At 34.2% G+C, this 23717-nt stretch carries 20 protein-coding genes; 12 read left to right on the top strand and 8 right to left on the bottom strand.

Going from position 1 to position 23717, the window contains the following annotated elements:
• Nucleotides 1-101: 101 nt before the first annotated feature.
• The 4 genes from def to QO182_RS02180 all read left to right on the top strand — a co-directional run bounded on the left by def (nt 102) and on the right by QO182_RS02180 (nt 3665).
• Nucleotides 102-689 (top strand): peptide deformylase, encoded by a 588-nt coding sequence (gene def, locus QO182_RS02195; RefSeq protein WP_371538727.1) that lies wholly within the window; start codon nt 102-104, stop codon nt 687-689.
• 89 nt (nt 690-778) lie between these two features.
• On the top strand, nt 779-1225 hold the full coding sequence (locus QO182_RS02190; RefSeq protein ID WP_371538725.1) for a DUF5606 domain-containing protein: 447 nt from the start codon (nt 779-781) through the stop codon (nt 1223-1225).
• A gap of 110 nt (nt 1226-1335) precedes the next feature.
• Complete coding sequence (mazG, locus tag QO182_RS02185; protein ID WP_371538722.1) at nt 1336-2118, top strand: nucleoside triphosphate pyrophosphohydrolase; 783 nt, start codon at nt 1336-1338, stop codon at nt 2116-2118.
• A 98-nt stretch (nt 2119-2216) separates the two neighbouring features.
• A complete protein-coding gene (locus tag QO182_RS02180; protein ID WP_371538720.1) occupies nt 2217-3665 on the top strand; it encodes an APC family permease in 1449 nt (482 codons plus the stop codon).
• 8 nt (nt 3666-3673) lie between these two features.
• Here QO182_RS02180 and QO182_RS02175 read toward each other — a convergent pair whose 3' ends face one another.
• Entirely contained in the window at nt 3674-4354 is a 681-nt protein-coding gene (locus QO182_RS02175) for a Crp/Fnr family transcriptional regulator (RefSeq protein WP_371538717.1), read from the bottom strand.
• 103 nt (nt 4355-4457) lie between these two features.
• On the opposite strand from QO182_RS02175, the gene QO182_RS02170 reads away from it, so the two are divergent.
• The 8 genes from QO182_RS02170 to QO182_RS02135 all read left to right on the top strand — a co-directional run bounded on the left by QO182_RS02170 (nt 4458) and on the right by QO182_RS02135 (nt 13119).
• Nucleotides 4458-6836, top strand: coding sequence for a heavy metal translocating P-type ATPase metal-binding domain-containing protein (locus QO182_RS02170; protein WP_371538714.1), 2379 nt, complete (start codon nt 4458-4460; stop codon nt 6834-6836).
• A 95-nt stretch (nt 6837-6931) separates the two neighbouring features.
• Nucleotides 6932-7123, top strand: coding sequence for a cbb3-type cytochrome oxidase assembly protein CcoS (gene ccoS / locus QO182_RS02165; protein WP_091432391.1), 192 nt, complete (start codon nt 6932-6934; stop codon nt 7121-7123).
• A 2-nt stretch (nt 7124-7125) separates the two neighbouring features.
• The gene (gene ccoN, locus QO182_RS02160) at nt 7126-9315 is read left to right on the top strand and encodes a cytochrome-c oxidase, cbb3-type subunit I (RefSeq protein WP_371538711.1); all 2190 of its coding nucleotides are present in this window, start codon (nt 7126-7128) and stop codon (nt 9313-9315) included.
• A 5-nt stretch (nt 9316-9320) separates the two neighbouring features.
• Nucleotides 9321-9491, top strand: a complete 171-nt coding sequence (locus tag QO182_RS02155) for a CcoQ/FixQ family Cbb3-type cytochrome c oxidase assembly chaperone (RefSeq protein WP_371538709.1) — start codon at nt 9321-9323, stop codon at nt 9489-9491.
• A gap of 24 nt (nt 9492-9515) precedes the next feature.
• Complete coding sequence (locus QO182_RS02150; RefSeq protein ID WP_371538708.1) at nt 9516-10427, top strand: cbb3-type cytochrome c oxidase N-terminal domain-containing protein; 912 nt, start codon at nt 9516-9518, stop codon at nt 10425-10427.
• 21 nt (nt 10428-10448) lie between these two features.
• Nucleotides 10449-11867 carry a cytochrome c oxidase accessory protein CcoG gene (gene ccoG, locus QO182_RS02145; protein ID WP_371538705.1) on the top strand — a complete coding sequence of 473 codons (1419 nt, stop codon included), beginning with the start codon at nt 10449-10451 and terminating at the stop codon, nt 11865-11867.
• Nucleotides 11868-11911: 44 nt separating this feature from the next.
• Nucleotides 11912-12361, top strand: coding sequence for a FixH family protein (locus QO182_RS02140; protein ID WP_371538703.1), 450 nt, complete (start codon nt 11912-11914; stop codon nt 12359-12361).
• Nucleotides 12362-12417: 56 nt separating this feature from the next.
• Nucleotides 12418-13119: a sulfite exporter TauE/SafE family protein gene (locus QO182_RS02135; protein ID WP_371538701.1), complete on the top strand. Its 702-nt coding sequence runs from the start codon at nt 12418-12420 to the stop codon at nt 13117-13119.
• A 384-nt stretch (nt 13120-13503) separates the two neighbouring features.
• Here the strand turns inward: QO182_RS02135 and hemN are convergent, their stop codons facing one another.
• The 7 genes from hemN to QO182_RS02100 form a co-directional block, all read right to left on the bottom strand.
• Nucleotides 13504-14868 (bottom strand): oxygen-independent coproporphyrinogen III oxidase, encoded by a 1365-nt coding sequence (hemN, locus tag QO182_RS02130; RefSeq protein ID WP_371538700.1) that lies wholly within the window; start codon nt 14866-14868, stop codon nt 13504-13506.
• A 142-nt stretch (nt 14869-15010) separates the two neighbouring features.
• Nucleotides 15011-17035: a DUF349 domain-containing protein gene (locus tag QO182_RS02125; protein ID WP_371559684.1), complete on the bottom strand. Its 2025-nt coding sequence runs from the start codon at nt 17033-17035 to the stop codon at nt 15011-15013.
• A gap of 340 nt (nt 17036-17375) precedes the next feature.
• On the bottom strand, nt 17376-18128 hold the full coding sequence (locus tag QO182_RS02120) for a shikimate dehydrogenase (protein WP_371559682.1): 753 nt from the start codon (nt 18126-18128) through the stop codon (nt 17376-17378).
• A gap of 2 nt (nt 18129-18130) precedes the next feature.
• Nucleotides 18131-19525: a tetratricopeptide repeat protein gene (locus tag QO182_RS02115; protein WP_371538695.1), complete on the bottom strand. Its 1395-nt coding sequence runs from the start codon at nt 19523-19525 to the stop codon at nt 18131-18133.
• 132 nt (nt 19526-19657) lie between these two features.
• Nucleotides 19658-20854: an aspartate aminotransferase family protein gene (locus QO182_RS02110; RefSeq protein ID WP_371538694.1), complete on the bottom strand. Its 1197-nt coding sequence runs from the start codon at nt 20852-20854 to the stop codon at nt 19658-19660.
• 41 nt (nt 20855-20895) lie between these two features.
• Nucleotides 20896-21732, bottom strand: coding sequence for a prolipoprotein diacylglyceryl transferase (gene lgt, locus QO182_RS02105; RefSeq protein ID WP_371538693.1), 837 nt, complete (start codon nt 21730-21732; stop codon nt 20896-20898).
• Nucleotides 21733-21783: 51 nt separating this feature from the next.
• Nucleotides 21784-23412, bottom strand: coding sequence for an OstA-like protein (locus QO182_RS02100; protein WP_371538692.1), 1629 nt, complete (start codon nt 23410-23412; stop codon nt 21784-21786).
• Nucleotides 23413-23717: the final 305 nt, after the last annotated feature.

The raw sequence follows: 23717 nt of genomic DNA, 5'->3' as shown, positions 1-23717 counted from the left end.
TTTAGGAATTATTCATTGTCTAAATTTTTACTATTTTTGCCAACCGTATTTAAGGAGTGAAAATCCTTAATTTATGGCTGATAATACTTAAAATAACAATAATGATTTTACCAATTGTAGGATATGGCCATCCTGTTTTAAGAAAAGTAGGAGAGAACATTTCGCAGGAGCATCCTGAGTTAAAAGAAACGATTGCTAACATGTATGATACGATGTATAATGCATGTGGAGTAGGTCTTGCTGCGCCACAAGTAGGGAAAGCACTTCGTTTGTTCATAATTGATACGACACCTTTTAGTGAAGATGAAGATTTAGAATCGTCAGAACAAAATGAATTGAAAGGGTTTAAAAGAACTTTCATCAATGCAAAAATGTTGAAAGAAGAGGGTGAAATATGGTGTTTTAATGAAGGATGTTTGAGTATTCCAGACGTTCGCGAGGATGTTTACAGAAATCCAAAAATTACAATTGAGTACTGTGAAGAGGATTTTGTTGTAAAAACAGAAGTTTTTGAAGGTTTGATAGCTAGAGTTATTCAGCATGAATACGATCATATCGAAGGGGTCTTGTTTACGGATAAAATTTCTTCACTTAAAAAACGTTTAATTCAAAAGAAACTAAAGAATATTACTGAAGGTAAGACATTCCAAGATTATAGAATGCGTTTTATTGCCAAAAAAGGAAGGTAATATTATTCCTTATGCTATATTTGGGCATGGCTTTTGGAGTTTAATAAAAAATATATACAAATCGAATTCTTAATAATAATTAAAATAATATGAATTTAGAAAAAATACTAGCCATTTCTGGGAAACCAGGTTTATATGTACTTAAAGTGCAAACGCGTAGTGGTTTTGTTGCAGAATCATTAGCAGATGGAAAAAAAATTACGGTCAACTTAAAAAGCAATGTAAGTTTATTATCTGAAATTTCAGTTTACACTTATGAAGGGGAGAAGCCATTAGCAGAAATAATGGACAAAATCGCTGCCAAAGAAAGCAATGGTCCTGCAATTTCACATAAAGAAGACAATGCTACATTAGCGTCTTACTTTAAAGAAGTTTTACCTGACTATGATGAGGAAAGAGTATATCCATCAGATATTAAAAAAATATTGAATTGGTACAATATGCTTGAGGCAAAAGGTTTGGTTCTTGATGCAGAACCAGCTGCAGCCGTTGCAGAAGAAACTCCTGCCGAAAAAGAAAAAAAAGTTAAAGAATAATACATTCTCAATTTTAAAAAAATCCTGTCTTCTCTAATTTTAGAAGACGGGATTTCTTATTTTTACAAGCCTTATTCAAAGACCAAACTGGCAAAGAAAAAACAAATATTATGACTACAAGAGAAACTCAACTTAAGGCTTTTGACAGATTGTTAACTATCATGGACGAGCTGCGTGAGCAATGTCCATGGGATAAAAAGCAAACGCTTCAAACTTTGCGCCATCTCACCATTGAAGAGACCTATGAACTAGGCGATGCTATCCTTGATAATGATCTGATTGAAGTAAAAAAAGAATTGGGAGACTTAATGTTGCATATTGTTTTTTATGCTAAAATAGGAAGCGAAACAAATGACTTTGATATAGCCGATGTTTGCAATGAAATTTGCGATAAGTTAATTCACCGTCACCCACATATTTACTCGGATACTGTAGTTGCCAATGAAGAAGAAGTAAAACAAAATTGGGAAAAACTAAAACTAAAAGAAGGAAGAAGTTCCGTTCTTGAAGGAGTACCTAAAAGTTTACCTGCTTTAGTGAAGGCAAGCCGAATCCAAGACAAAGTAAAGGCTGTAGGGTTTGATTGGGATGAACCACATCAAGTTTGGGATAAAGTACAAGAAGAATTAGATGAACTGCAAGTAGAGGTAGAGGCAGGCGATCAAGATAAAATAGAATCCGAGTTTGGCGATGTTTTATTTTCGATGATTAATTACGCCCGTTTTTTAAATATAAATCCAGAAGATGCTTTGGAGCGCACCAATAAAAAATTCATCAAGCGTTTTCAGTATTTAGAAAGCAAAGCAGGTGAACTTGGAAAACCACTAATGGACATGACCCTCGCTGAAATGGATGTTTTTTGGGAAGAAGCGAAGCGACTCCCAAAAAATTAGGAATTAGAAAATCTGTGATTTTAAAATATTCCAAATTGGGAAGAAGCGAAATAGTCATAATAGGCTGTCATTTTTTTTAAGTCAATACACATTTAAATATGTCGGAAAATAAAACCGAGTTAAAACGCTCGTTAGGATTAATTGATGCTACTAGTTTAGTAGCGGGTTCGATGATAGGTTCAGGGATTTTTATAGTAACATCAGCTATGGCACGTGACATTGGCTCTGCTGCTTGGTTATTGATAATATGGGTGGTTACTGGATTAATTACTGTGGCTGCTGCACTAAGTTATGGTGAGTTAGCCGGAATGATGCCTAATGCTGGCGGCCAATTTGTTTACATTCAACGTGCTTACGGACGACTAGTTTCTTTTTTATATGGATGGACGGTTTTTACCGTGATTCAAACAGGAGTTATTGCCGCAATAGCGGTGACTTTTGCAAGTTATGCCGCTATATTTTTTCCGTTTTTAGATGATACTTTGTTTAAAATTAGTAGTTCTGTAAATTTCACAAACAGTAAGTTACTGGCTATTTTGAGTATTGTTTTGCTGACATATATTAATACCAGAGGGGTCAAATCTGGAAAAATAGTGCAACTAATTCTAACCTCGGCTAAACTGATCGCTTTATTCGCTTTAATTATTTTAGGAATATATGTGGGGTTAAAAACGGATGTTCTGGCGAATAATTTCACTAATATGTGGGACGCAAGTAAAACGGTGCTTAATCCTGACGGAACTGTAACGGTTACTAAATTGGCAGGAACGGCATTGCTAGGAGCGGCTGCAGCGACTATGATTAATTCCTTGTTTTCAAGCGATGCCTGGAATAATGTTACTTTTATTGCCGGAGAAATTAAAGAACCAAAAAAGAATATTCCCAGAAGTTTATTCTTAGGAACATTGATCGTAACGATTATTTATGTTTTGGCTAACGTAGCTTATTTAGCTTTACTACCAATGCAGGGAACGCCAGGAGCCACTTCTATTTTTGATGGCGGAATTATGTTTGCAAATAATGATAGAGTTGGAGCAGCTGCCGCAGGTATGATTATGGGCAATGTTAGTGTTTTTGTAATGGCAGCGTTAATTATGGTATCTACTTTTGGTGCTAATAGCGGGCTGATTCTTTCGGGGGGTAGATTGTTTTATGCTATGGCAAAAGATGGTTTGTTTTTTAAACAAGCAACAGAATTAAATAAAAATCAAGTTCCGGCCAAAGCGCTGTGGGTACAATGTATTTGGGCTTGTGTATTAGCAGTTTCGGGTAAGTTTGGGGACTTGTTGACGTATGCCACTTTTGCCTCTTTACTCTTTTATATATTGACGATTTTAGGTGTTTTTATTCTTAGAAGAAAGGAGCCAAATGCTGCGCGACCTTATAAAGCTTTTGGCTATCCAATTGTTCCTGCACTATACTTACTTGTCACTACGGCAATTTGTATCGTATTATTGATACATGATACTTTAAATACTGGTTTAGGCTTAGGAATTGTGTTGTTAGGGATTCCAGTTTACTATTTATTGATGAATAAAAAAGAATAATGAAGTTCTTATTCAGAGATCTTTTTTAATTTATTGATATCTGTAATCGTAATCTTTTTGCCTACTAAATTGATTAATCCTAATTTATTAAAGTCAGACAGTAAACGAATACAGCTTTCCGTCGCTGTTCCTATTATACTGGCTAATTCGTCTCTTGAAAGTTGAATTTTTAAGGAGTCATCTTCATTTTTTCCAAAGGTATCGTTTAGGTACAGTAACGTTTGTGCTAATCTTTCCTTGACGGTTTTTTGAGCCATATTAACCGTGTGGCTATCTGCTTCTTTTAGGTCGCCACATATCGTTTTCATCACATTCATCGAAAACTGATTGTTTTTATCAAAGAACCCCATAACTTCGGTTTTTGGAATAAAACACACTTCCATATCTTCAAGCGCAACAGCACTTAAGTGAACGGGCTCGTCACTAATCATAGAACGTTGCCCTAATAATTCTCCTTTTGTAACTAGTTTGACAATATGATCTTTTCCGTTAGGACTTAGTTTAGTAAGTTTACAAACACCGTCCTTAATGCAGAATATTCCATTTACATTTTCTCCTTCCTCAAAAATCACTTCTCCTTTTCGGATAATGCGCGATGTTTTACAACCGGCAAGTTTTACCAGTTCATCTTTATTAAGAGCCTTCAGCGAGCTGAATTCTCTAACAATACATTGTTCGCATTTTGACATTGTGAGGAGTGTTAGTTTGGTAAATTTACGCATTAATATGACATATATCATATTTTTATTAACATTTGTTTATGACCTTGCGGCAGGTAAAATGAGCAAAATTATGGATACACAAAACTGTTTCCATTGTGGTTTAGATATTATTAAAGCAGAAGAAATTATTTTTGATAATAAAAGTTTTTGTTGCAACGGTTGTAAAACGGTGTACGAAATTTTCAGTGTCAATGATTTGACATGCTATTATGATTTTGAAAAATCCCCTGGAGCAACCCCCCTTGATATTAAAGGTAAATATGATTTCTTAGAAAACGAAAGTATCGTTTCAAAATTATTAGAGTTTGAAGAAGAGGGTACAGCTATTGTTTCACTTAGCATACCTCATATCCATTGTAGTTCTTGTATTTGGATTTTAGAAAATTTACAACGACTTCAAAAAGGAATAAGTACTTCACAGGTTAATTTCCCTGAAAAAAAGGTACGAATAACGTATAATCCGCAAGCTGTTTCGCTTAGTACAATTGTTTATTTACTGAGTTCTATTGGCTACGAGCCTTACATTAGTCTGGAGAATTATGAAACTGGGAAAAAGAATGTAGATAGAAGTCTGACCTATAAGTTAGGAGTTGCTTTTTTTTGCTTCGGTAATATTATGTTGCTTTCCTTTCCAGAATATTTTGAGGTGCAAGAATATTGGTTGGATACGTATAAACCATTCTTTCGTTGGTTAATTTTTATCTTATCCTTACCTGCATTTTTGTATTCAGCCTCTGATTATTATGTTTCGGCCTATAAAAGTATTAGATCAAAAATGCTAAATATTGACATTCCTATTGCATTAGGAATTATTGTCATGTTTGTACGAAGCACTACTGATATTATTTTTGATTATGGATCGGGCTTTTTTGATAGTCTGACTGGCTTGATTTTCTTTATGCTTTTAGGGAAGATGTTCCAAATTAAAACCTATAGTTTCTTAAGTTTTGAAAGAGATTTTAAATCTTATTTTCCAATTGCAATTACTCGAATTAATAGCGATTCTTCTGAAGAGAGTGTACCTGTTTATGATATTCAAAAAGGAGATCGACTACTCATTAGAAATCAGGAATTAATTCCTGTTGATGGGATATTAATTAGCGAAAAAGCCGCCATCGATTATAGTTTTGTTACTGGTGAAGCAGTTCCTATCACAAAGAATTCTGGTGATAAAGTATTTGCTGGAGGAAAACAGATTGGGAAAGTTGTTGAAATGGAAGTGTTGTTTTCTGTTTCTCAAAGTTACCTCACCCAATTATGGAGTAATGATGTTTTCCAGAAAACTGTGGCCCAAAGACATAAAAGTATAACTGATACAATAAGCAGGTATTTTACTCCTGTCTTACTTTTGATTGCCTTTGCGTCATTTGGGTATTGGATTTTTATTGATACAAATACTGCTTTTAATGTTTTTACGGCAATCTTGATTGTAGCCTGTCCTTGCGCTCTGGCATTGACCGCTCCATTTACAATGGGGAATGTATTGCGAATTTTAGGGAAACAGAAGTTTTACCTTAAAAATGCGCTGGTTATTGAACAATTAGCCAAAGTCGATACTATTGTTTTTGATAAAACGGGAACCATAACCACTAATAAAAAAGCACAAATTTCTTATGAAGGGAAGGTATTATCCAGCGAGGATCTAGTTAAGATTAAAACAGTACTTCGCGCTTCTAATCATCCGTTAAGCAGAATGCTGTACGATTTTCTTCCGGATATGAAAAATGTAGTTATTACTGATTTTGAGGAAATAACTGGTAAAGGGATTCGGGCTACGATTCAGGGAATGGAGGTAGTAATCGGATCAGCAGTATTTGCAGGAAGTGCAGACGATAGTACTGTGCTGCAAACTGCAGTTCACATCACTCTTAATGGTAATTATTGCGGAAAATATGTTTTTAATAATCAATACAGAGCAGGTTTAGAGAATCTGTTTAAAAGTTTAAAAGAGAATTATCAAATCAAAGTTTTGTCTGGAGATAACGAGGGAGAGAAATCTTCTCTGGAAACGCTTTTGCCTGCAGGGACTGAACTGATTTTTGATCAGAAACCAGAGCAAAAACTGGAGTTTATCAAGAGATTACAAGAAGAGGGTAGAAACGTGATGATGGTGGGAGATGGTTTGAATGATGCTGGTGCATTGGCGCAAAGTAATGTAGGGATTTCTATTTCAGAAAATGTTAATGTTTTCTCGCCAGCTTGTGATGGGATTTTGGAAGCAAACGAATTCCAAAAATTACATTACTTTTTAAAGTTATCTAAAAAGGCGATGACAACAATTAGAATGAGTTTTGGTATGTCTTTACTGTATAATATAATAGGGTTGTCATTTGCTATTACAGGGCATTTGCAACCGTTAGTAGCGGCTATAATTATGCCGCTGAGTACCATAACGATTGTCAGTTTTGTAACGATAATGAGTAATTTTTACGCTAAAAAATTAAGATAATTTTAGATAAATATTAACAAATAGTAAGGAAGTATGATAATTGTCATACTTTATAAAAAAGGTGAATATTACCTTTGTAAACACAAATTTTAGGTATGAGTGTCATTTATTTATTAATTTCCATCAGTATAATAATAGCTATTGGCTTTTTTATTGCTTTTATACGAGCAGTAAAGACAGGTCAATATGATGATGATTATACACCATCAGTCAGAATGCTTTTTGACGATGAGCTCAAAGTTGAGAATCCAAAACCAAAACAAATAACAGAAGAAAAACAAAATTAATTATGGAAATGCAACAATTTTATTACGATAACAAAATTGTAAAGAAATTCATTTACGCTACCATCATTTTTGGTGTAGTGGGAATGTCAGTAGGGCTATTAGTAGCGTTCTTTTATCTTTTTCCTAACCTAACAGACGGAATTGCGTGGTTAAGTTACGGAAGGCTTAGGCCTTTACATACGAATGCAGTTATTTTTGCCTTTGTAGGTAATGCTTTTTTTGCGGGAATGTATTATTCATTGCAACGATTGCTAAAGGCAAGGATGTATAGTGATTTTTTAAGTAATCTTCATTTTTGGGGTTGGCAGTTAATTATAGTAGCCGCAGCAATTACGTTGCCTCTAGGGTATAGTTCTTCAAAAGAGTATGCTGAATTAGAATGGCCTATCGATATTGCTATAACCATAATTTGGGTGGTTATGGGGATCAATATGATTGGAACCATGATAAAAAGAAGAGAGCGCCATTTATATGTTGCGATATGGTTTTATTTGGCCACTTTTGTTACAATTGCTGTTTTACATATTTTTAATAATTTAGAATTACCTGTTTCTGCTTGGAAGAGTTATTCTGTGTATGCAGGAGTTCAAGATGCTTTGGTACAATGGTGGTACGGACATAATGCGGTAGCGTTTTTCTTGACAACTCCTTTCTTAGGGTTGATGTATTATTATGTTCCAAAGGCGGCTAATCGTCCTGTGTATTCTTATAGATTATCTATTGTTCACTTTTGGTCATTGATTTTTATTTATATCTGGGCTGGTCCGCATCATTTATTATATTCTGCTTTGCCTAACTGGGCACAAAATTTAGGAGTAGTATTCTCAATCATGTTATTGGCTCCTTCTTGGGGTGGGATGATTAATGGTTTGCTAACCTTAAGAGGTGCTTGGGATAAAGTACGTGTTGATCCTGTTTTGAAATTCTTTGTTGTAGCAATTACAGGTTATGGAATGGCGACTTTTGAAGGGCCAATGTTGTCTCTTAAAAATGTAAATGCAATTGCGCATTATACAGATTGGATTATTGCACACGTTCACGTAGGTACTTTAGCTTGGAACGGGTTTATGACTTTCGGTATGATTTATTGGTTAATACCAAGAATGACTAAAAGTAAATTATTTTCTATTAAACTAGCTAATTTCCATTTTTGGATTGGAACTTTGGGTATTATATTATATTGTCTTCCAATGTATGTAGCGGGATTTTTACAAGCTTCTATGTGGAAACAATTTAATCCAGATGGAACTTTAACATACGGTAATTTCCTTGAGACTGTTACGCAAATTATGCCAATGTACTGGATGAGAGCTATTGGTGGTTCTCTATATCTAATTGGAATGTTAGTATTAGTATATAATATTGTTCAAACCATAAGATTTGGTTCTAGTATTGAAGATGAATTAGCAGAAGCTCCAGCTTTAGTAAGAATAAGTAAAGGAAGAGTTAAAGGAGAAAAATTTCACCCATGGTTAGAAAGAAAACCTATTCAGTTAACCATTTTAGCAACAATTGCTATATTAATTGGTGGTGTTATTCAAATCGTACCAACAATTATGATCAAATCTAATATTCCAACTATTGCTAGTGTAAAACCATATACACCATTAGAATTAGAAGGACGTGATTTATACATTCGTGAAGGATGTGTGGGTTGTCACTCACAATCTGTTCGACCTTTCCGTAGTGAAGTAGAACGTTATGGACCACAGTCTAAAGCAGGTGAATTTGTTTACGATCACCCATTCCTTTGGGGTTCAAAACGTACAGGTCCAGATTTATTAAGAGAAGGTGGTAAATACAATGACAGCTGGCATTTTAATCACTTCTGGAGTCCACAAAGTATCTCCGCTGGTTCAATTATGCCTGGGTACAAATGGTTATTTGATAATAAACCGATGGATATCTCTTTGACGCAAAGAAAAATGGAAGCTATGGTTACATTAGGGGTTCCTTATTCTGATGCAGAAGTTGCAAACGGACTTAAGACTTTAAGAACGCAAGCCTTGAAAATTGAAGAGAACTTGAAGGGCGATCCTGACTTTGTGAAAAGTTATAATGAAAGTAAGAAAAAAGCAGAAGCTAGAGGAGAAACATTCGTTCCTATGAATGAAAGAGAAATCGTAGCTTTAATAGCATACATACAAAGACTAGGAACTGATATTAAAGTAAAAGATAATACTAAAAACTAAAAGTCATGTTTGAACAAATTAAACACAACATGGAGACTATTTCGGGAGTCGAGATATATCCAATACTGTCACTATTAATTTTCTTCTCCTTTTTTGTGGGACTTGGGTTTTGGGTTTTTTCCTATAAAAAGGAAAAGATTGACGAACTGAGTCAAATGCCATTGAACGATAATTAATAGTATAATTTTAAAATAATTAAAATGAAAAAATTAATTCCAGCATATGTCAGAGTACCGGTAATTTTCTTCATCATTGTTGGTGCAATGGAATACTTTATAGACTCAGGTGATCGCGCAGCATTTATAAAATATCCTATGGTTTCGGTATTTTTATTCGTATTTCTATTTCTTTTAATAGCTATAGAAATTACCATTAGCGCCGTTGAAAATATCACTTATCAATTGCTTAGCGATGAAGAAAAAGCAAGAAAGGTTGAAGTAGCTGCTACAGATATGCGAGATAGAGAGTGGTATAAAAGAATGATGAAACTGCTTACAAAGGCAGAACCAATAGAAAACGAGGAGAATTTATTGTTAGATCATGATTACGATGGGATCAAGGAACTAGACAATAATTTACCGCCATGGTGGGTGTATTTGTTCTATGGTTGTATTGTTTTTGCCGTAGTTTATTTAGTTCGTTTCGAAATTATGGGTGGTGACAACCAAGAAATGGAACTGAAAAAAGAATTGGCTCAAGCCAAAATTGATGTGGCTGAATATATGAAAACGGCTCCAGATTTAATGGATGAGAAAACCGTTGTTTTACTAATTGAACCTGCTGATTTGGCAGAAGGGAAAGTAATTTTCACTACTAACTGTGCCGCTTGTCATAGAGCTGATGCGGGAGGACAAATTGGTCCAAACTTGACAGATGACAAATGGATTTTAGGTGGCGGAATTAAAAATGTATTCCATACTTTAGTTAATGGAGGTCGCGATGGAAAAGGAATGATCTCTTGGAAAGGAACGCTGAAACCAAAAGAAATGCAGAAAGTGGCAAGTTATATATTGTCTTTGAAAGGCAGCAATCCAAAAGATCCAAAAGCACCGGAAGGTGAGGTTTGGGTTGATGATAGCGTTCCTGCAGTAAGTGCCGCGGTAACTGAATAAAAATAGTAATAAAAAAAACAGATGTCAAAGTTACCAGATGAAGCTTTTAGAGATACCATTGGTACCATCGATGATGAAGGAAATAGAAAATTCATATTCCCTAAAAAACCTTCGGGTAAATTTTATGAATATAGAAAGTGGGTTAGTTATTTTTTATTGATTATCCTGATTGCAAATCCTTTTATAAAGGTGAATGGCAATCAGTTCATGATGTTTAATATATTGGAACGCCGATTTAATATTTTTGGATTTCCATTCTGGCCACAAGATTTTTATATTTTCGTGCTGTTTATGATAGTGGGAGTGGTATTTGTTATCTTGTTTACGGTCATTTTTGGGCGTATTTTTTGTGGATGGATTTGTCCTCAAACCATATTCTTAGAAATGGTTTTTAGAAGAATTGAGTATTGGATCGAAGGTGACAGAGGAGCTCAAATTAGGTTGTCAAAGCAGGAATGGAATGCCGAAAAGATTAGAAAGAAAGCGATTAAATGGACTATTTTTTTATTAATATCTTTTGGTATTGCTAATGTTTTCCTGGCCTACCTTATCAGTAGCGATGAATTGTTCAGGATGATCGAGGAAGGACCAGCTAGTCATGTGAGTACGTTAATTGCATTGTCTATTTTTACAGGAGTTTTCTATTTCATTTTTGCTTGGTTTAGAGAGCAGGTTTGTATTATCGCTTGTCCTTATGGTAGATTACAGGGAGTTCTTTTAGACAATAAGTCCATTAATGTTGCTTATGATTTTTTACGTGGTGAAAAAGAAGTAGGCCGAGCAAAATTCAACAAACAGGAAGATAGAGAAGCTACGGGAAAAGGGGATTGTATCGATTGCAAGCAGTGTGTGAATGTATGTCCTACGGGAATTGATATTCGAAACGGAACGCAACTAGAATGTGTTAACTGTACGGCTTGTATTGATGAATGTGATGTGATAATGGAAAGTGTAGGCTTGCCTAAAGGATTGATTCGATATGCATCTGAAGACGAGATAGAGAAAAAAGCACCGTTCAAGTTCACAGCTAGAATGAAAGGATATACTGCGATTTTAGCAATATTAGTTGGAATCCTGATCGGACTATTGTTTTTGCGTACGGATGTTGAAGCTACTATTTTACGATTGCCAGGGCAGCTTTATCAACACAAAGGAGATAATATCAGTAATGTTTTTACCTATAAAATTATTAATAAAACAAATAATAATTTTAAGGACATTCACTTTAAATTAGTTGGCATAAAAGGGACATTAAAAGTTGTGGGTAGTCAAACGCTTACAGTACCTAAACAGGGAATGAATAGCGGAACTTTATTTGTAGAAATAAATCAATATTTGTTAGAGAGTGAAAAAACGAAACTTAAGATTGAAGTTTACGAAGGAAATAAAAAAATAGAAACGAGTATCACTAGTTTTTTAAGTCCACGAAGTTTTGATTGATGAAATGTTAAATGAAGTTTAAAAACTTCTAAAAAAATAGGATTATGAAAATCAATTGGGGAACAGGAATCGTTATTGCAATTGCATTGTTTATGAGCTTTATATTGTATTTTGTCATTAAAGTACAGACTAACTCTAAATATGATAACGAACTTGTTGTAGAGGAATATTATAAGCACGATGCTGTTTTTGAGCAAGAAATGGAGAGGATTCAAAATGCACACGATTTAACTGAAAAACCTATTTTTACAAAAACAGAAGCCGGAGTAACTGTTGTTTTTCCAGCAGTTTATATTCCAAGTAAGATTAAAGGAAAAGTGTCCCTTTATAGACCGTCTAACAAAAAATTAGATTTTGAAATTCCAATTTCACCGTCTAATCCAACTTTGCTCATACCTAAATCAAAATTGGTAGGCGGTCAATGGGACATTAATATGGAATGGCAATATGAAGGCAAAGAATATTTGTCTAAGGAAGCAATTTACATTAATTAGTCATAAAGGTTGAGCATCATTACTAGTGACAATCAACATTCAAACATTCGAGTCAAATGTTATATACAGCATTTTTTTTCGGTCTTATCAGTAGTTTTCATTGTATAGGTATGTGTGGTCCCATCGCTATGATGTTGCCAGTCGACAGAAATAATCCTACCAAAAAAGGCACGCAAATTTTAACCTACCACGTAGGCAGGTTAACGGCTTACGGTACCATTGGACTTGTTTTTGGGTTGGTTGGTAAAGGTTTTTTTATGGCAGGAATCCAGCAGAATTTATCAATATTCATTGGTGTTGCGATGATTGCTGTAATTTTGATTCCGGAAAAGACATTCGCAAAATACAACTTTTCAAAACCTGTTTTCGTTTTGATTTCTAAAATTAAATCTACATTAGGAAGTCAGTTTAGGAATAAAAGCTATAAGTCATTATTCACTATAGGCTTATTAAATGGATTTTTACCCTGTGGTATGGTCTATGTAGCCTTGTTTGGCGCAATAGCGATGCAAAATGCCGGTTTTGGAGTGTTATACATGGTATTATTCGGATTGGGAACTGTGCCCATAATGAGCAGCGTGATCTACATCAATTCATATTTGACTATTCCTATTCGAAACAAAATCCAAAAAGTGATTCCTTATGTAGCGGTACTTATTGGGGTACTGTTTATATTAAGAGGCCTTGGTTTAGGAATACCTTATGTTTCTCCTTCAAATATGAGTCTTTTTGTGCAAGAAAATCCACAATGTCATTAATACCATTTTTAATGATTTAGAATTTATAATATGGAAAGACACGATATATTAAATCGAATTCCCAAATTTCCATTATAGAATTCATCAATTAAAAACAGATGACAATCATTTTAAAAAGAAATATTTGATGGATAAATTGAAGTAGTATATCTAGTTCATCGTCTTAATACGATGTTAGGCGCTCACTAATCAACAAGCAGATGAAATAACAGAGAAGTAATTATTCATTAAAGGCGAACTGTATTCTATGTTGCTAAAGGAAGAATCCTTAAATTCTCTGTCTAAGAAAAAGAAAACCATTTACGGCTATAAGTGCTGTTGTCGCAATTTATAGCCTTAAATGGTTATTACATATTATTTTGTTTAAACTTTTATTGACTATTTTTAAATCGTCATAGAGAATAGTTGAGTGTCTGGGGCTTTTCGTTTTAAATGCAGGTCAAACGCCATGCATATGTTACGAATGTAAGGCTTGCCGCTTTCTGTGACTTGTAGGCTGTTTTTAGTTATCTCCAGCAGTCCGTCTTTTTCCATTTCTTTCAGTTGAATAAGAACTTCGGGTATTTCTTTGAAGTAAGTGGATTCATCTGTCCAAGATGTTGCAAATTCACACATTAGATTTAAGATGTGTTTTCTTATGATGAGGTCTTCGTCTGTCAATAAATGTCCTCTGAAAACTGGTAATTTATCCCATTCTAAGATTTGGTAGTAGTCTTCTAGCTTTTTCTCGTTTTGTGCAAAGCTATACCAGCTGTCACTTATTGAGGAAACGCCTAAACCAATCATTAATTGCGTTTTTGAGGAACTGTAGCCCATGAAATTACGGTGCAGTTTACCGTGTTTGTATGCTTCATACAAACTATCTGTTTTTAAGGCAAAATGATCCATTCCTATTTCATGATATCCATTCTCTTGCAGTAATTCTTTTCCTATTTGATACAGCTTTCTCTTTTCACTATCTTTTGGTAAGTCCTCATCTTTAAAACCACGTTGACCGTTACCTTTAATCCACGGCACATGAGCATAACTATAAAAAGCCAATCGATCCGGCTGTAATGATTTTGTTTTTTCAACGGTATCAATTACATCTTCAATTTGTTGAAATGGTAAACCAAAGATAATATCGTGTCCTACCGAAGTGTAACCAATCTCCCTTGCCCAAAAAGTTACTTTAGCTACATTATGGAAGGGCTGCTCGCGGTGAATCGCCTTTTGAACTTTTTCAGAATAATCCTGAACTCCAAAACTGACTCTTCTAAATCCTAAATCGTATAACTTTTGTAAGTGTTCGTGTGTAGTATTGTTAGGGTGTCCTTCAAAACTAAATTCATAGTCTTTTGTTTTTGTAGCATAGCAAAAAATACCATTAATTAAGTCTTCTAAATTTTTAGGAGAGAAAAAGGTAGGTGTTCCTCCACCTAAATGGATTTCTTTGATTGAAGGTTTTTCGCCTAGAATTTTACAATATAAAGACCATTCTTTTAAAAGGGCTGTGATATAGGGGTGTTCTAAGCTATGATTTTTGGTAATGCGTTTGTTGCAACCACAAAAGGTACATAAACTCTCGCAAAAGGGTAGGTGTATGTATAAGCTTATTCCTTCTTCGGTATTACTTTCCGTAAATGATTTTTGTAAGGTATCGACCCAATTTTGATAAGTGAAGTCCGCTTCATTCCAATATGGAACTGTAGGGTAGCTGGTATATCGTGGACCGGGAACATTGTATTTTTGAATCAAGGAATTTTTCATGAGATATCAATTTTCATTAATCAAAAGTAATTTGATTAATGAAAAATTAAAATGATAATTATCATACTCGTACGCATAGTACTAAAAAAAAAGCCCCATTCTAGAAATAGAATGGGGCTTATGTGAACAATACTTTATTGTTTTATTCTTGCTTTATGTTTCTTAGTTGTTTTAGTTTTTCTTTCCAAACGCCTAAGCTTTCTTTATGGATAGCGATGTTTTTTCTAACTTCTAAAACAATTGAATTTTCTTTTTTTGCATTTCTTGTGTTTGTAAAAAACTGAATGTTGTTTTCTAATTGGAAAATTTCATTTTGAACTTCATCAATTTTACGCATCAAGAAAATCTTTTCATTTTCTATTTTTCGAGTATCATTATTCTCTGATAAATGATCCATTCGATTAGCAAAACGCAACATATCTGTATCTTTCTTGCTCAAACTCAATTTATCAAAAAGAGCATCCAGGATTTTATTAAATTTCCCTTCAATATGTCTTCTTGGGAAAGGCACTTTTCCAAAATTTTTCCAAGTTTCGATATGCAATTTTATAGCGTCTAAATCAGTTTTGTGGTCTCCTGTCAACTGGTACTCACGCAAAGTTTCTAGATAGGCTTTCTTCTTGTCAAAAGCTTCTATTTCTTCAACGCTATGTTCGTCTTTTTGCTCTTTTAACTTGTTGAAATAATGATTACAAGCATCTTTGAACTCTTTCCAGATTTTATCTGAATATTTTCTTGGAACATGACCTATTTGTTTCCACTCGTCCTGAATTTTCTTCATGACCGGGGTGGTAGCAGCGAAGTCAGTGCTTTCCTGTAATTCCTGTGCTTTTGCTACTAGTGCATTTTTCTTGGCTAGATTCTCGTTTTGCTCTCTTTTAATTTCTTTATAAAACGAATTTTTAAAAGAATTAAAATTCCTAACAGCTAGTTTAAATGCGCCCCAAGTTTCTTCATTAACATCCGAAGGTACTTTTCCAGCAGAGAAAAAAGCAGTTCTCAACGCTTCTACTTTTTCAATTTGACCAAGCCATTGCGAATGAGCATTTACTTTCACCGTTGCCAAAACTTCAATGGCAGCAATAATTTCTTTTTTCTTTTCTAGATTTTCTTGTTCTGTGCCTCTTTGTTTTTCAAATAAAACCTCACGTTTATCGTGCATTTGTTTTGTTAGATCACTAAATTGGTTCCAGATTACATCACGATATTCTTTAGAAATAGGACCTATATCCTCTTTCCAAATTCTATGTAAGTCTTGTAATTCTCTAAAGGCTTTGTTTACATCCGCTTCTTTCACTAGTTCCTCAACACGCGCCACAATCTTTTGCTTCTGCTCTAAATTGTGTTTAAAGTCAAGGTCTCTGGCCTCACGATCAAGATGCAAGTAGTCATAGAAATTCTCTACATGAAAATGGTAGTTATTCCATACGTGATTGTATTTGTCTTTTGGAATCGAACCCGCATTTTTCCATCGGTCTCTTAATTCATTAAAATGCTTTAAGGTGTCTTTGATGTTTTCTTGTGGGTTGATTAGCTCTTTTAGTTCTTCAACAATAGCTAATCTATTTTCTAAATTCGTTTTCAAGTTCGTTTGTAAACTCTTGAAATGGGTGTTTTTATTGTCTCTATAAGTAGAGTAAGATTGATCAAACTTTGTTTTTAGAGGGAAATGGTATTGAAAATCTTCTGTTGTATCAGGGTTTTCATTATGGTATTCCTCTTTTTTCTCTTCGATAAAATGGTTGTATTTCGCTAGAAATGCCTTTTTAATTTCTTCAACATGATCCTTAACTGACATTACCTTGTCGTTTGCAACTAGGATTTGCAGTTCATCTACAAGTTGCTCCATTGACAATGTATCATAATCTTGCATTGGGATTTGGTGACGGTCTTTTAAAGTTTCGTCCTCACTTTCCTCGGCATTAGAATCATCTATTGAGTTTAAAGCTTTTTGATTTACATGTTCAGTTACAGCCTCCGTGTTAATCATTTCTTTTTCAGTAGCCGCGACAGTATTCTCTTCTGAAGCCTCTATTGTTTCAGGAGCGGTATGCTCGGTAGTCGTTTCGGTTTCTGTGATTTTGGTCTCTACTTGAACAGATTCATTTGAATCATTAGCTACATTTCCATCTGCGTCTTGCAGGTTGTCATTCTTTTCTTCTAACATTTTTTCAATGTTTAAGGTTCCTATTTTATCGAGAACGAAAGATAGTAAAGGAATATTGAAATACAAAATAATTACCTTATTTATAGTGGTTTTAGGTTGTTTATTTGGCTTTTTTGTAGCAATTTCCTGCTATTCGCTATATCTTTTTATCCTGCAATTAGTTCATAATCGGGGACTAATTGCAGGATAAAAAGGATGCCGCTACTATCAGGGCTCATATCTTTGACGTCGTTGTTTAATGAAGAGTAGATTACATTTTCGGACATAAAAAATCCTGTGTCAAATAGCGATACTCAGGTAAAGTCATTTAATACAGGATTATATTTAGAAGTGTGATTCTTTATTTATTCCAAATTTTCCACGCTTTATCAGCTTGGAAAACAAGCATTTCATAGCCGTTTTTAATTTGTGCGCCTTTCTCTTTTGCTTTTCTTAGAAATTGCGTTTCTGCAGGGTTATAAATCAAATCAAAAGCAATATGCTTCTCTGTAAAGTATTCGTAGGGAATTAATGGGTATGCTTCGATATCAGGGCTTGTTCCCACGGGCGTTGAGTTAATGACGATTTGATTTTCTTCAAATGTAGCGGCATTAATTGCTTCATAAGAAATCGTATTTTCTTTTCCGTTTCTCGATACAAAAGTATATTTAATTTGCAATTCATCTAAAGCAAAAGCGATACCCTTTGAGGCGCCGCCTGTTCCCAGGATTAGTGCTTTTTTATGATGCTTTTGCAACAATGGCTTTAGTGCTTTCTTGAAGCCATAGTAATCGGTGTTGTATCCCTTTAGCTTTCCTTTTTTTGTAAATTTAATAGTATTTACAGCGCCAATTAACGCTGCTTTTTTAGATAATTTATCTAAAAAAGGCATTACAGCTTCCTTATAGGGAATGGTAACATTCATTCCTTCTAATTCCTGATGGTTGTTTCTTATGATGTCTTCAAATTCAGCAATATTCTGAATGTCAAAATTTTCATAAGTGTATTCTTTATAATTGTCTTCCTTAAATTTATCAGTAAAATAGCCTTTCGAAAAAGAATAGCTAATATTTCGACCTAATAAGCCAAAGCGTTTTTTGATAATATCCTGCATTTTTATTTTTTATGTTTTGCAATGTAATTCTGAACCATTTTTTTTGTCCACACCACTGGAAACATATCTTCAAGAATAATATAGTTGTCAAAGTTTAAACGTAATCCATTGCTCAAATGGAATTTTGCTTTCGTGTTGTCTTGAATCATAAAGTATAGTCCGGCTAAACGATATTCTACTTCATTTTCTTCAGGGTAATATTCAGAGGCTTGTAACAAGGTTTGAATAGCACTTTCAAACTCACCTAAGAACTGAAGTATGTCAACCCAAAATAACCAAGTGTCTAATTCATGATCTCCAAATTCCACTGCTTTTCTAAAGCCAAATTCAGCTTCTTCAAAAAAGTTCATGTGTTTGTTTATAGTTGCATAACGCTTCCAGTACAACCGATTTTGATTGTCAATCGCCAGTGCTTTATTTACATAAAACAATGCTTTTTGATAGTTTTTTTGACGAACATAAAAATCGGTGATAGCAATCCATCCTTTATCTAGAAGCGGATCTTCATGCACGGTTTGATTATAAAACTTAAGTGCTAAAACTTTGTTGCCTAACTTTTCATGACACTTCCCTATTCGAAGCAAAGCATAGCTAGTGGCATCGTCTAATTCGATGGTACGGCTGTAGCTTTCAATCGCCTCTTCATACTTGTTTAATCGCTCAAAAGCTTTTGCTCTTTCCATAAAAGCGCCAAGGAATTCATCATCGATTAAGGTAGCGTAATCAAAAGCACGAATGGCATTTTCGTAATCTTTTACTCCATAGTACAAACGGCCCATTTGATGCCAGGCAATTTCGCTGTACGGGTTTTTATCAATGTATTTATTTAAATAGGCAATCGCTTCTAAATTTTGATCTAAAAATTCAAAACAATACACCACATTATAAAGTGCAGATTGATCATCAAGGTCTTCTTCGAGACATTTAATAAAACTTTGTTTTGCCATTTCCAGATTATCCATAAACAGATATTCCATCCCAATTAAATTATATACATCAGCATAATCATCAGTATATTCCAAAGCCGTATTTAGTAATTCAACCGCCTTCTCATGTTGGTCTCTTTTCGAGTAGATATTGGCTTTTTGAATAAAAATTTCTTCATTCGTAGGCTCGATGGCATATAGTTCATTGAGTAGTTTCTCAGCTATATCCAGTTTGTCGTCAAATACGAGCATTTCTACTTGAACTAGTTTTAAACCAGTTGATTTAGGGTGTTGATCCAGTGCAAGTTTAAGTGCTTTTTTTGCCAGTGCGGCCTTACCCATATCCAGATAATGAAGAATGATTTCTTCAAATTCTTCCGAATCAAAAAAGAGCACTTTGTTGGTTTTCAACATAGACTCAAATTTTTTAAGGGATAAGTTATAGTCTTCTTCTTCGTTGCTTAATTGCATACTTTTATTTTTAGAATTTGGCCTATTTAAAATTAGGCATCCTTCGTTGTTATTGGAAGAAAATTTAGAATTGTTGTGAACAATTTAATTAACAAAAAGAAAACAATTTATTTATTTAGCTATCGCTATATGTTAATCAATTGTAGTCGACAATAGTATTTCATTCATTACTTCTAGCATTATTGCGCAGCCTTCACGTATCTCATCGTCTGAAATTGTAAGTGGCGGCGTAATTCTTATCGCACATCCTTCAAATAGTAACCAGAATAAAATAAGTCCTTTGTCTTGACATTTTAAAATCACTTCATTCGTTATTGCTGCGCTATTTGTCATGACGGCCAGCATTAACCCTTTTCCTCGCACTTCCTGTATCAAAGGGTGTACCAAAAGTGATTTAAATAATTTTTCTTTCTCTAAAGCTTTGGGCATCAGATCAGTTTCAGTAATTTCCTGCAAAGTGGCCAAACAGGCTGACGCTATGACAGGATGACCTCCAAAAGTGGTGATGTGTCCCAGCTTTGGATTATCACTCAACAGATCCATCATTGCCGTCGATGCGGTAAAAGCCCCCACAGGCATTCCGCCACCCATTCCTTTTCCCATTACAATAACATCAGGAATAACGTCGTAATTCTGGAAACCAAATAGTTTTCCAGTTCTTCCAAAACCGGGTTGGATTTCGTCCAGAATCATAAGAGCTCCAACTTCGGTACAGCGTGCGCGTACTTTTTTTAAAAAATCATTATGGGGTTGAATAAAACCTGCACCACCTTGAATTGTTTCTAAAACGATACCTGCTGTTTTTGTGGTTATTTTGGCTAAATCGGCTTCATTGTTAAAAGTAATAAAATCAACATCAGGGATCAAAGGGCGAAAAATTTGTTTGCGCTCTTCAAAACCCATTATGCTCATCGATCCCATCGTATTTCCATGATAGGCATTATGACAAGAAATCAACTGACTGCGACCTGTAACGCGTCTTGCCAACTTTAAAGCTCCTTCAATCGCTTCGGTGCCTGAGTTAACAAGATAGGTCTTGTCTAAAGGTGCGGGTAGGAGTGAAGCTAAAAGCTTGCAATATTCTACTGCAGGACTTTGAGAATACTCGCCGTAAACCATTACATGCGAATATTTGTCTAATTGATCTTTAATGGCTTGGTTTACTCTCGCCGGTTGGTGTCCTAAGGTACATGCCGAGACCCCTGCCACAAAATCAAGGTATTTTTTATTATTGATGTCGTAGATATAAGAACCTTTTGCAAAAGATACTTCCATACCCAGTGGATAGGGAGAAGTTTGTGCCTGATATTTTAAGAAATCTTGATTCACGTTGTTTGCTTAAAGTTTTAAAAAAGGATAAAGAATAGTTTTTAAACTATTGGACTTACTTGTTGAGTTTTGAGTTTCCATAGGATTATTAGAAAGCCGAAAACGATAAATGGAATACTTAATAGTTGTCCCATGTTTAAAGGCATCTGATTTTCAAAAGCCTCTTGGTTTTCTTTAAAAAACTCAATAATTAATCGCGCTGAAAATAGTAGTACTAGAAAAATTCCAAATAGTAAACCATCTCCTCTTTTTGTAAGATTGGATTTATATAAAAATTGTAAGATTATAAAAATTAAAAAATAAGAGAAAGCTTCATACAATTGCGTTGGGTGTCTTGGAATTAAGTCGTCTTTTTGAAAAACAACACCCCAATTCCCATTGGTCGGTTTCCCATAAATTTCTGAATTCATAAAATTACCTAATCTGATAAAAGTAGCGGTAACTGGAGCTGCGATTGCAACCCGGTCTAAAAGCCATAATAGATTTATTTTATTTTTTCTATAAAACAATAAAATAGCGATCAAGACGCCAATTATCCCTCCGTGGCTTGCTAAACCTTGGAAACCAATGAATTTATAGACTCCTCCAATTTTTTTTATTGGTAAAAGTATCTCCATTGGATGTTTAAAAAAATAAGTGGGTTCATAAAATAAACAATGTCCTAATCTCGCTCCTAGAATGGTTCCTACAATAACATATATCAAAAGTTTATCTAATATTTCTACTGAAACATTTTCTTTAATAAATATTCTCTTGACGATACTATAGCCCAGTAAAATCCCAATGGCAAAAAGTAACCCATAATATTTTAAAGGAAAACTATCCGTTAACCATATAATTGTAGAGTCAGTATTCCAATAAATAATTTTATCAGTCATATTCTAGTCTATTTATCTTTGAGTAGCATTTAATATTTCTTATTTTGAAAACTACTTATTTTCCTTCTTTCCATTTTTGGGAGGTGGAGGGCTTTTCTTTTTATCGTAGTTCAAAGTTTCCTTTCTGATTTTCATCGGGACATTTTCTTTTGCATCTTCTGCTTCGCCTTCTTTTATCATTTTATCGTTGAGTTCGTTATCCTCATCGGTAAATATGTCTTCCTTCGATTTTATCTTTTCATCACCTCGCCATACCAAGCCCTTAAGTTTTCTTGCGTTTTCCGGCAGCTCATCTTCAGGGTAAATGTTTCCGTCAATTTGGTTGAAAAAAGTAATCGTTTCCACAGCACTATCTTCTAAAATAAGATTGATTTTACTGCTTACATTTTTATTGATACCAATCAGTTCTTGGGCATCATTTCTCATATAGTATATTACCTCTGCATTTTTTACAATATCGACATCATATAGTTTTCCTTCTTTGAACTTTCCATACAGATTTTGTCCTTTTACCTGATTGTAGCCCGTTCCCAGTGTATCTTTCGAAACCAGAAAGGTGTTGTTGATCACTTTAAGTGAGTCGAGTTCTTGAGTGGTATTGTTTCCTATAAGATGCATTATATCTCCAGTAATTTGGTTGTCTCCGTTCCACAATACTGGCTTTCCTATAAGTTTTGTTAAAGCTGTTTTTGAACTCGAATGTATCGAATCACATTTTCCGCTCATGTCTGTTTTAAAAAACCTAACATTAGTATAGGCACGAATAATTCGGTCTCCTTCTTTACCGGTAATCATCAATTTTTTACCGTGAATGTAAACGGAGTCATTTTCGACAAAATTCACAGCCACCGCTCTCTTAGTGACAAACAAGGAATCCTGTTTTTTATATATTTCGGCATAATGGCCCTTTACAATTCCACGATTAATAGAATCAGTTATTTTTACATTACGAGTTGCCGAAGCGAATTCTTTATTTCGATCATAATACAAACTATCTCCTTCAATGAGTCGGTCTTCATATTTTATATAGGATTTTCTAAGAAAATGGCCCAAGTTTTTTTTGGTGTCATAAAACCCTTTTTCGGTATAAATATAATTTTTCTTGCTTGTAATAGTGGATGGGCCAAAAAGATAAGAGTGACCAGAATTGGTAAAATAATCCACATGATTGGATTTGATTACATAGGTAGGATTAGTGATAGTAACGGCAGTCAGGAACTGGAATTTTTTTTGATTTACATAGTATTTCCCGGATTTACTGACTAATGTATTGTCTTTATTGACAATCGTTCCTTTTGTGTTGTAATATACTTCTTGAGAATTTCGGTCAAAATTTATCGTATCCGTTGCTAATGTAGCATCTGGAGAACTCATGAAAGCATCGCCGGTAGCAAAAGCTTTTTTTGCATTGCCACTATATTCTGCATATTTACTATTTAGGAATAAAGTATCGCCTTGTACTAATTGCACATTTCCAAAAGCTTTAATGTAATTTTCTTTTTGAAAATAATAGGCCTTGTTGCATGTCAGTACAATGCCATCATGGTTAACTCTCACATTTCCAGTTAGTAATGCAGCATCTGGAATTTCTGCTTGATTGACATCAAAATAATCAGAATGTTCAACAACAATTTTTTTTGGTGCTTGTGCCAAAACGGATTTTGAACTTAGTATTGCCAAGCAACAACAGATGAAAAATAAGGACTTCTTCAATGGATTTATTTTTTTTCAAATTTAAGAAAAAGGAAACAATCCTAATCTATATTAGCATTTATTTATAGATTCAATGCCATTAGTGACAAAAGCCATTTTATTTCGTTTGTCAAGTTATGAACAAATAGAGGAACTCTTTCGTTATAGTGCTTGTTTTGATGCTTTATTCGACCTGATTTATAAAAATCAACGGTGAATTTTAAAAAAAATAGATTAAATTTAAAAACTAATTATCTAAGTCTTTACTTTTGTGGAAAGGAAGACGCATAGGT

The sequence above is a fragment of the Flavobacterium sp. Arc2 genome (genome assembly GCF_041431385.1).
Taxonomy (GTDB): domain Bacteria; phylum Bacteroidota; class Bacteroidia; order Flavobacteriales; family Flavobacteriaceae; genus Flavobacterium.
This window is presented reverse-complemented; position numbering and strand designations above follow the sequence as displayed.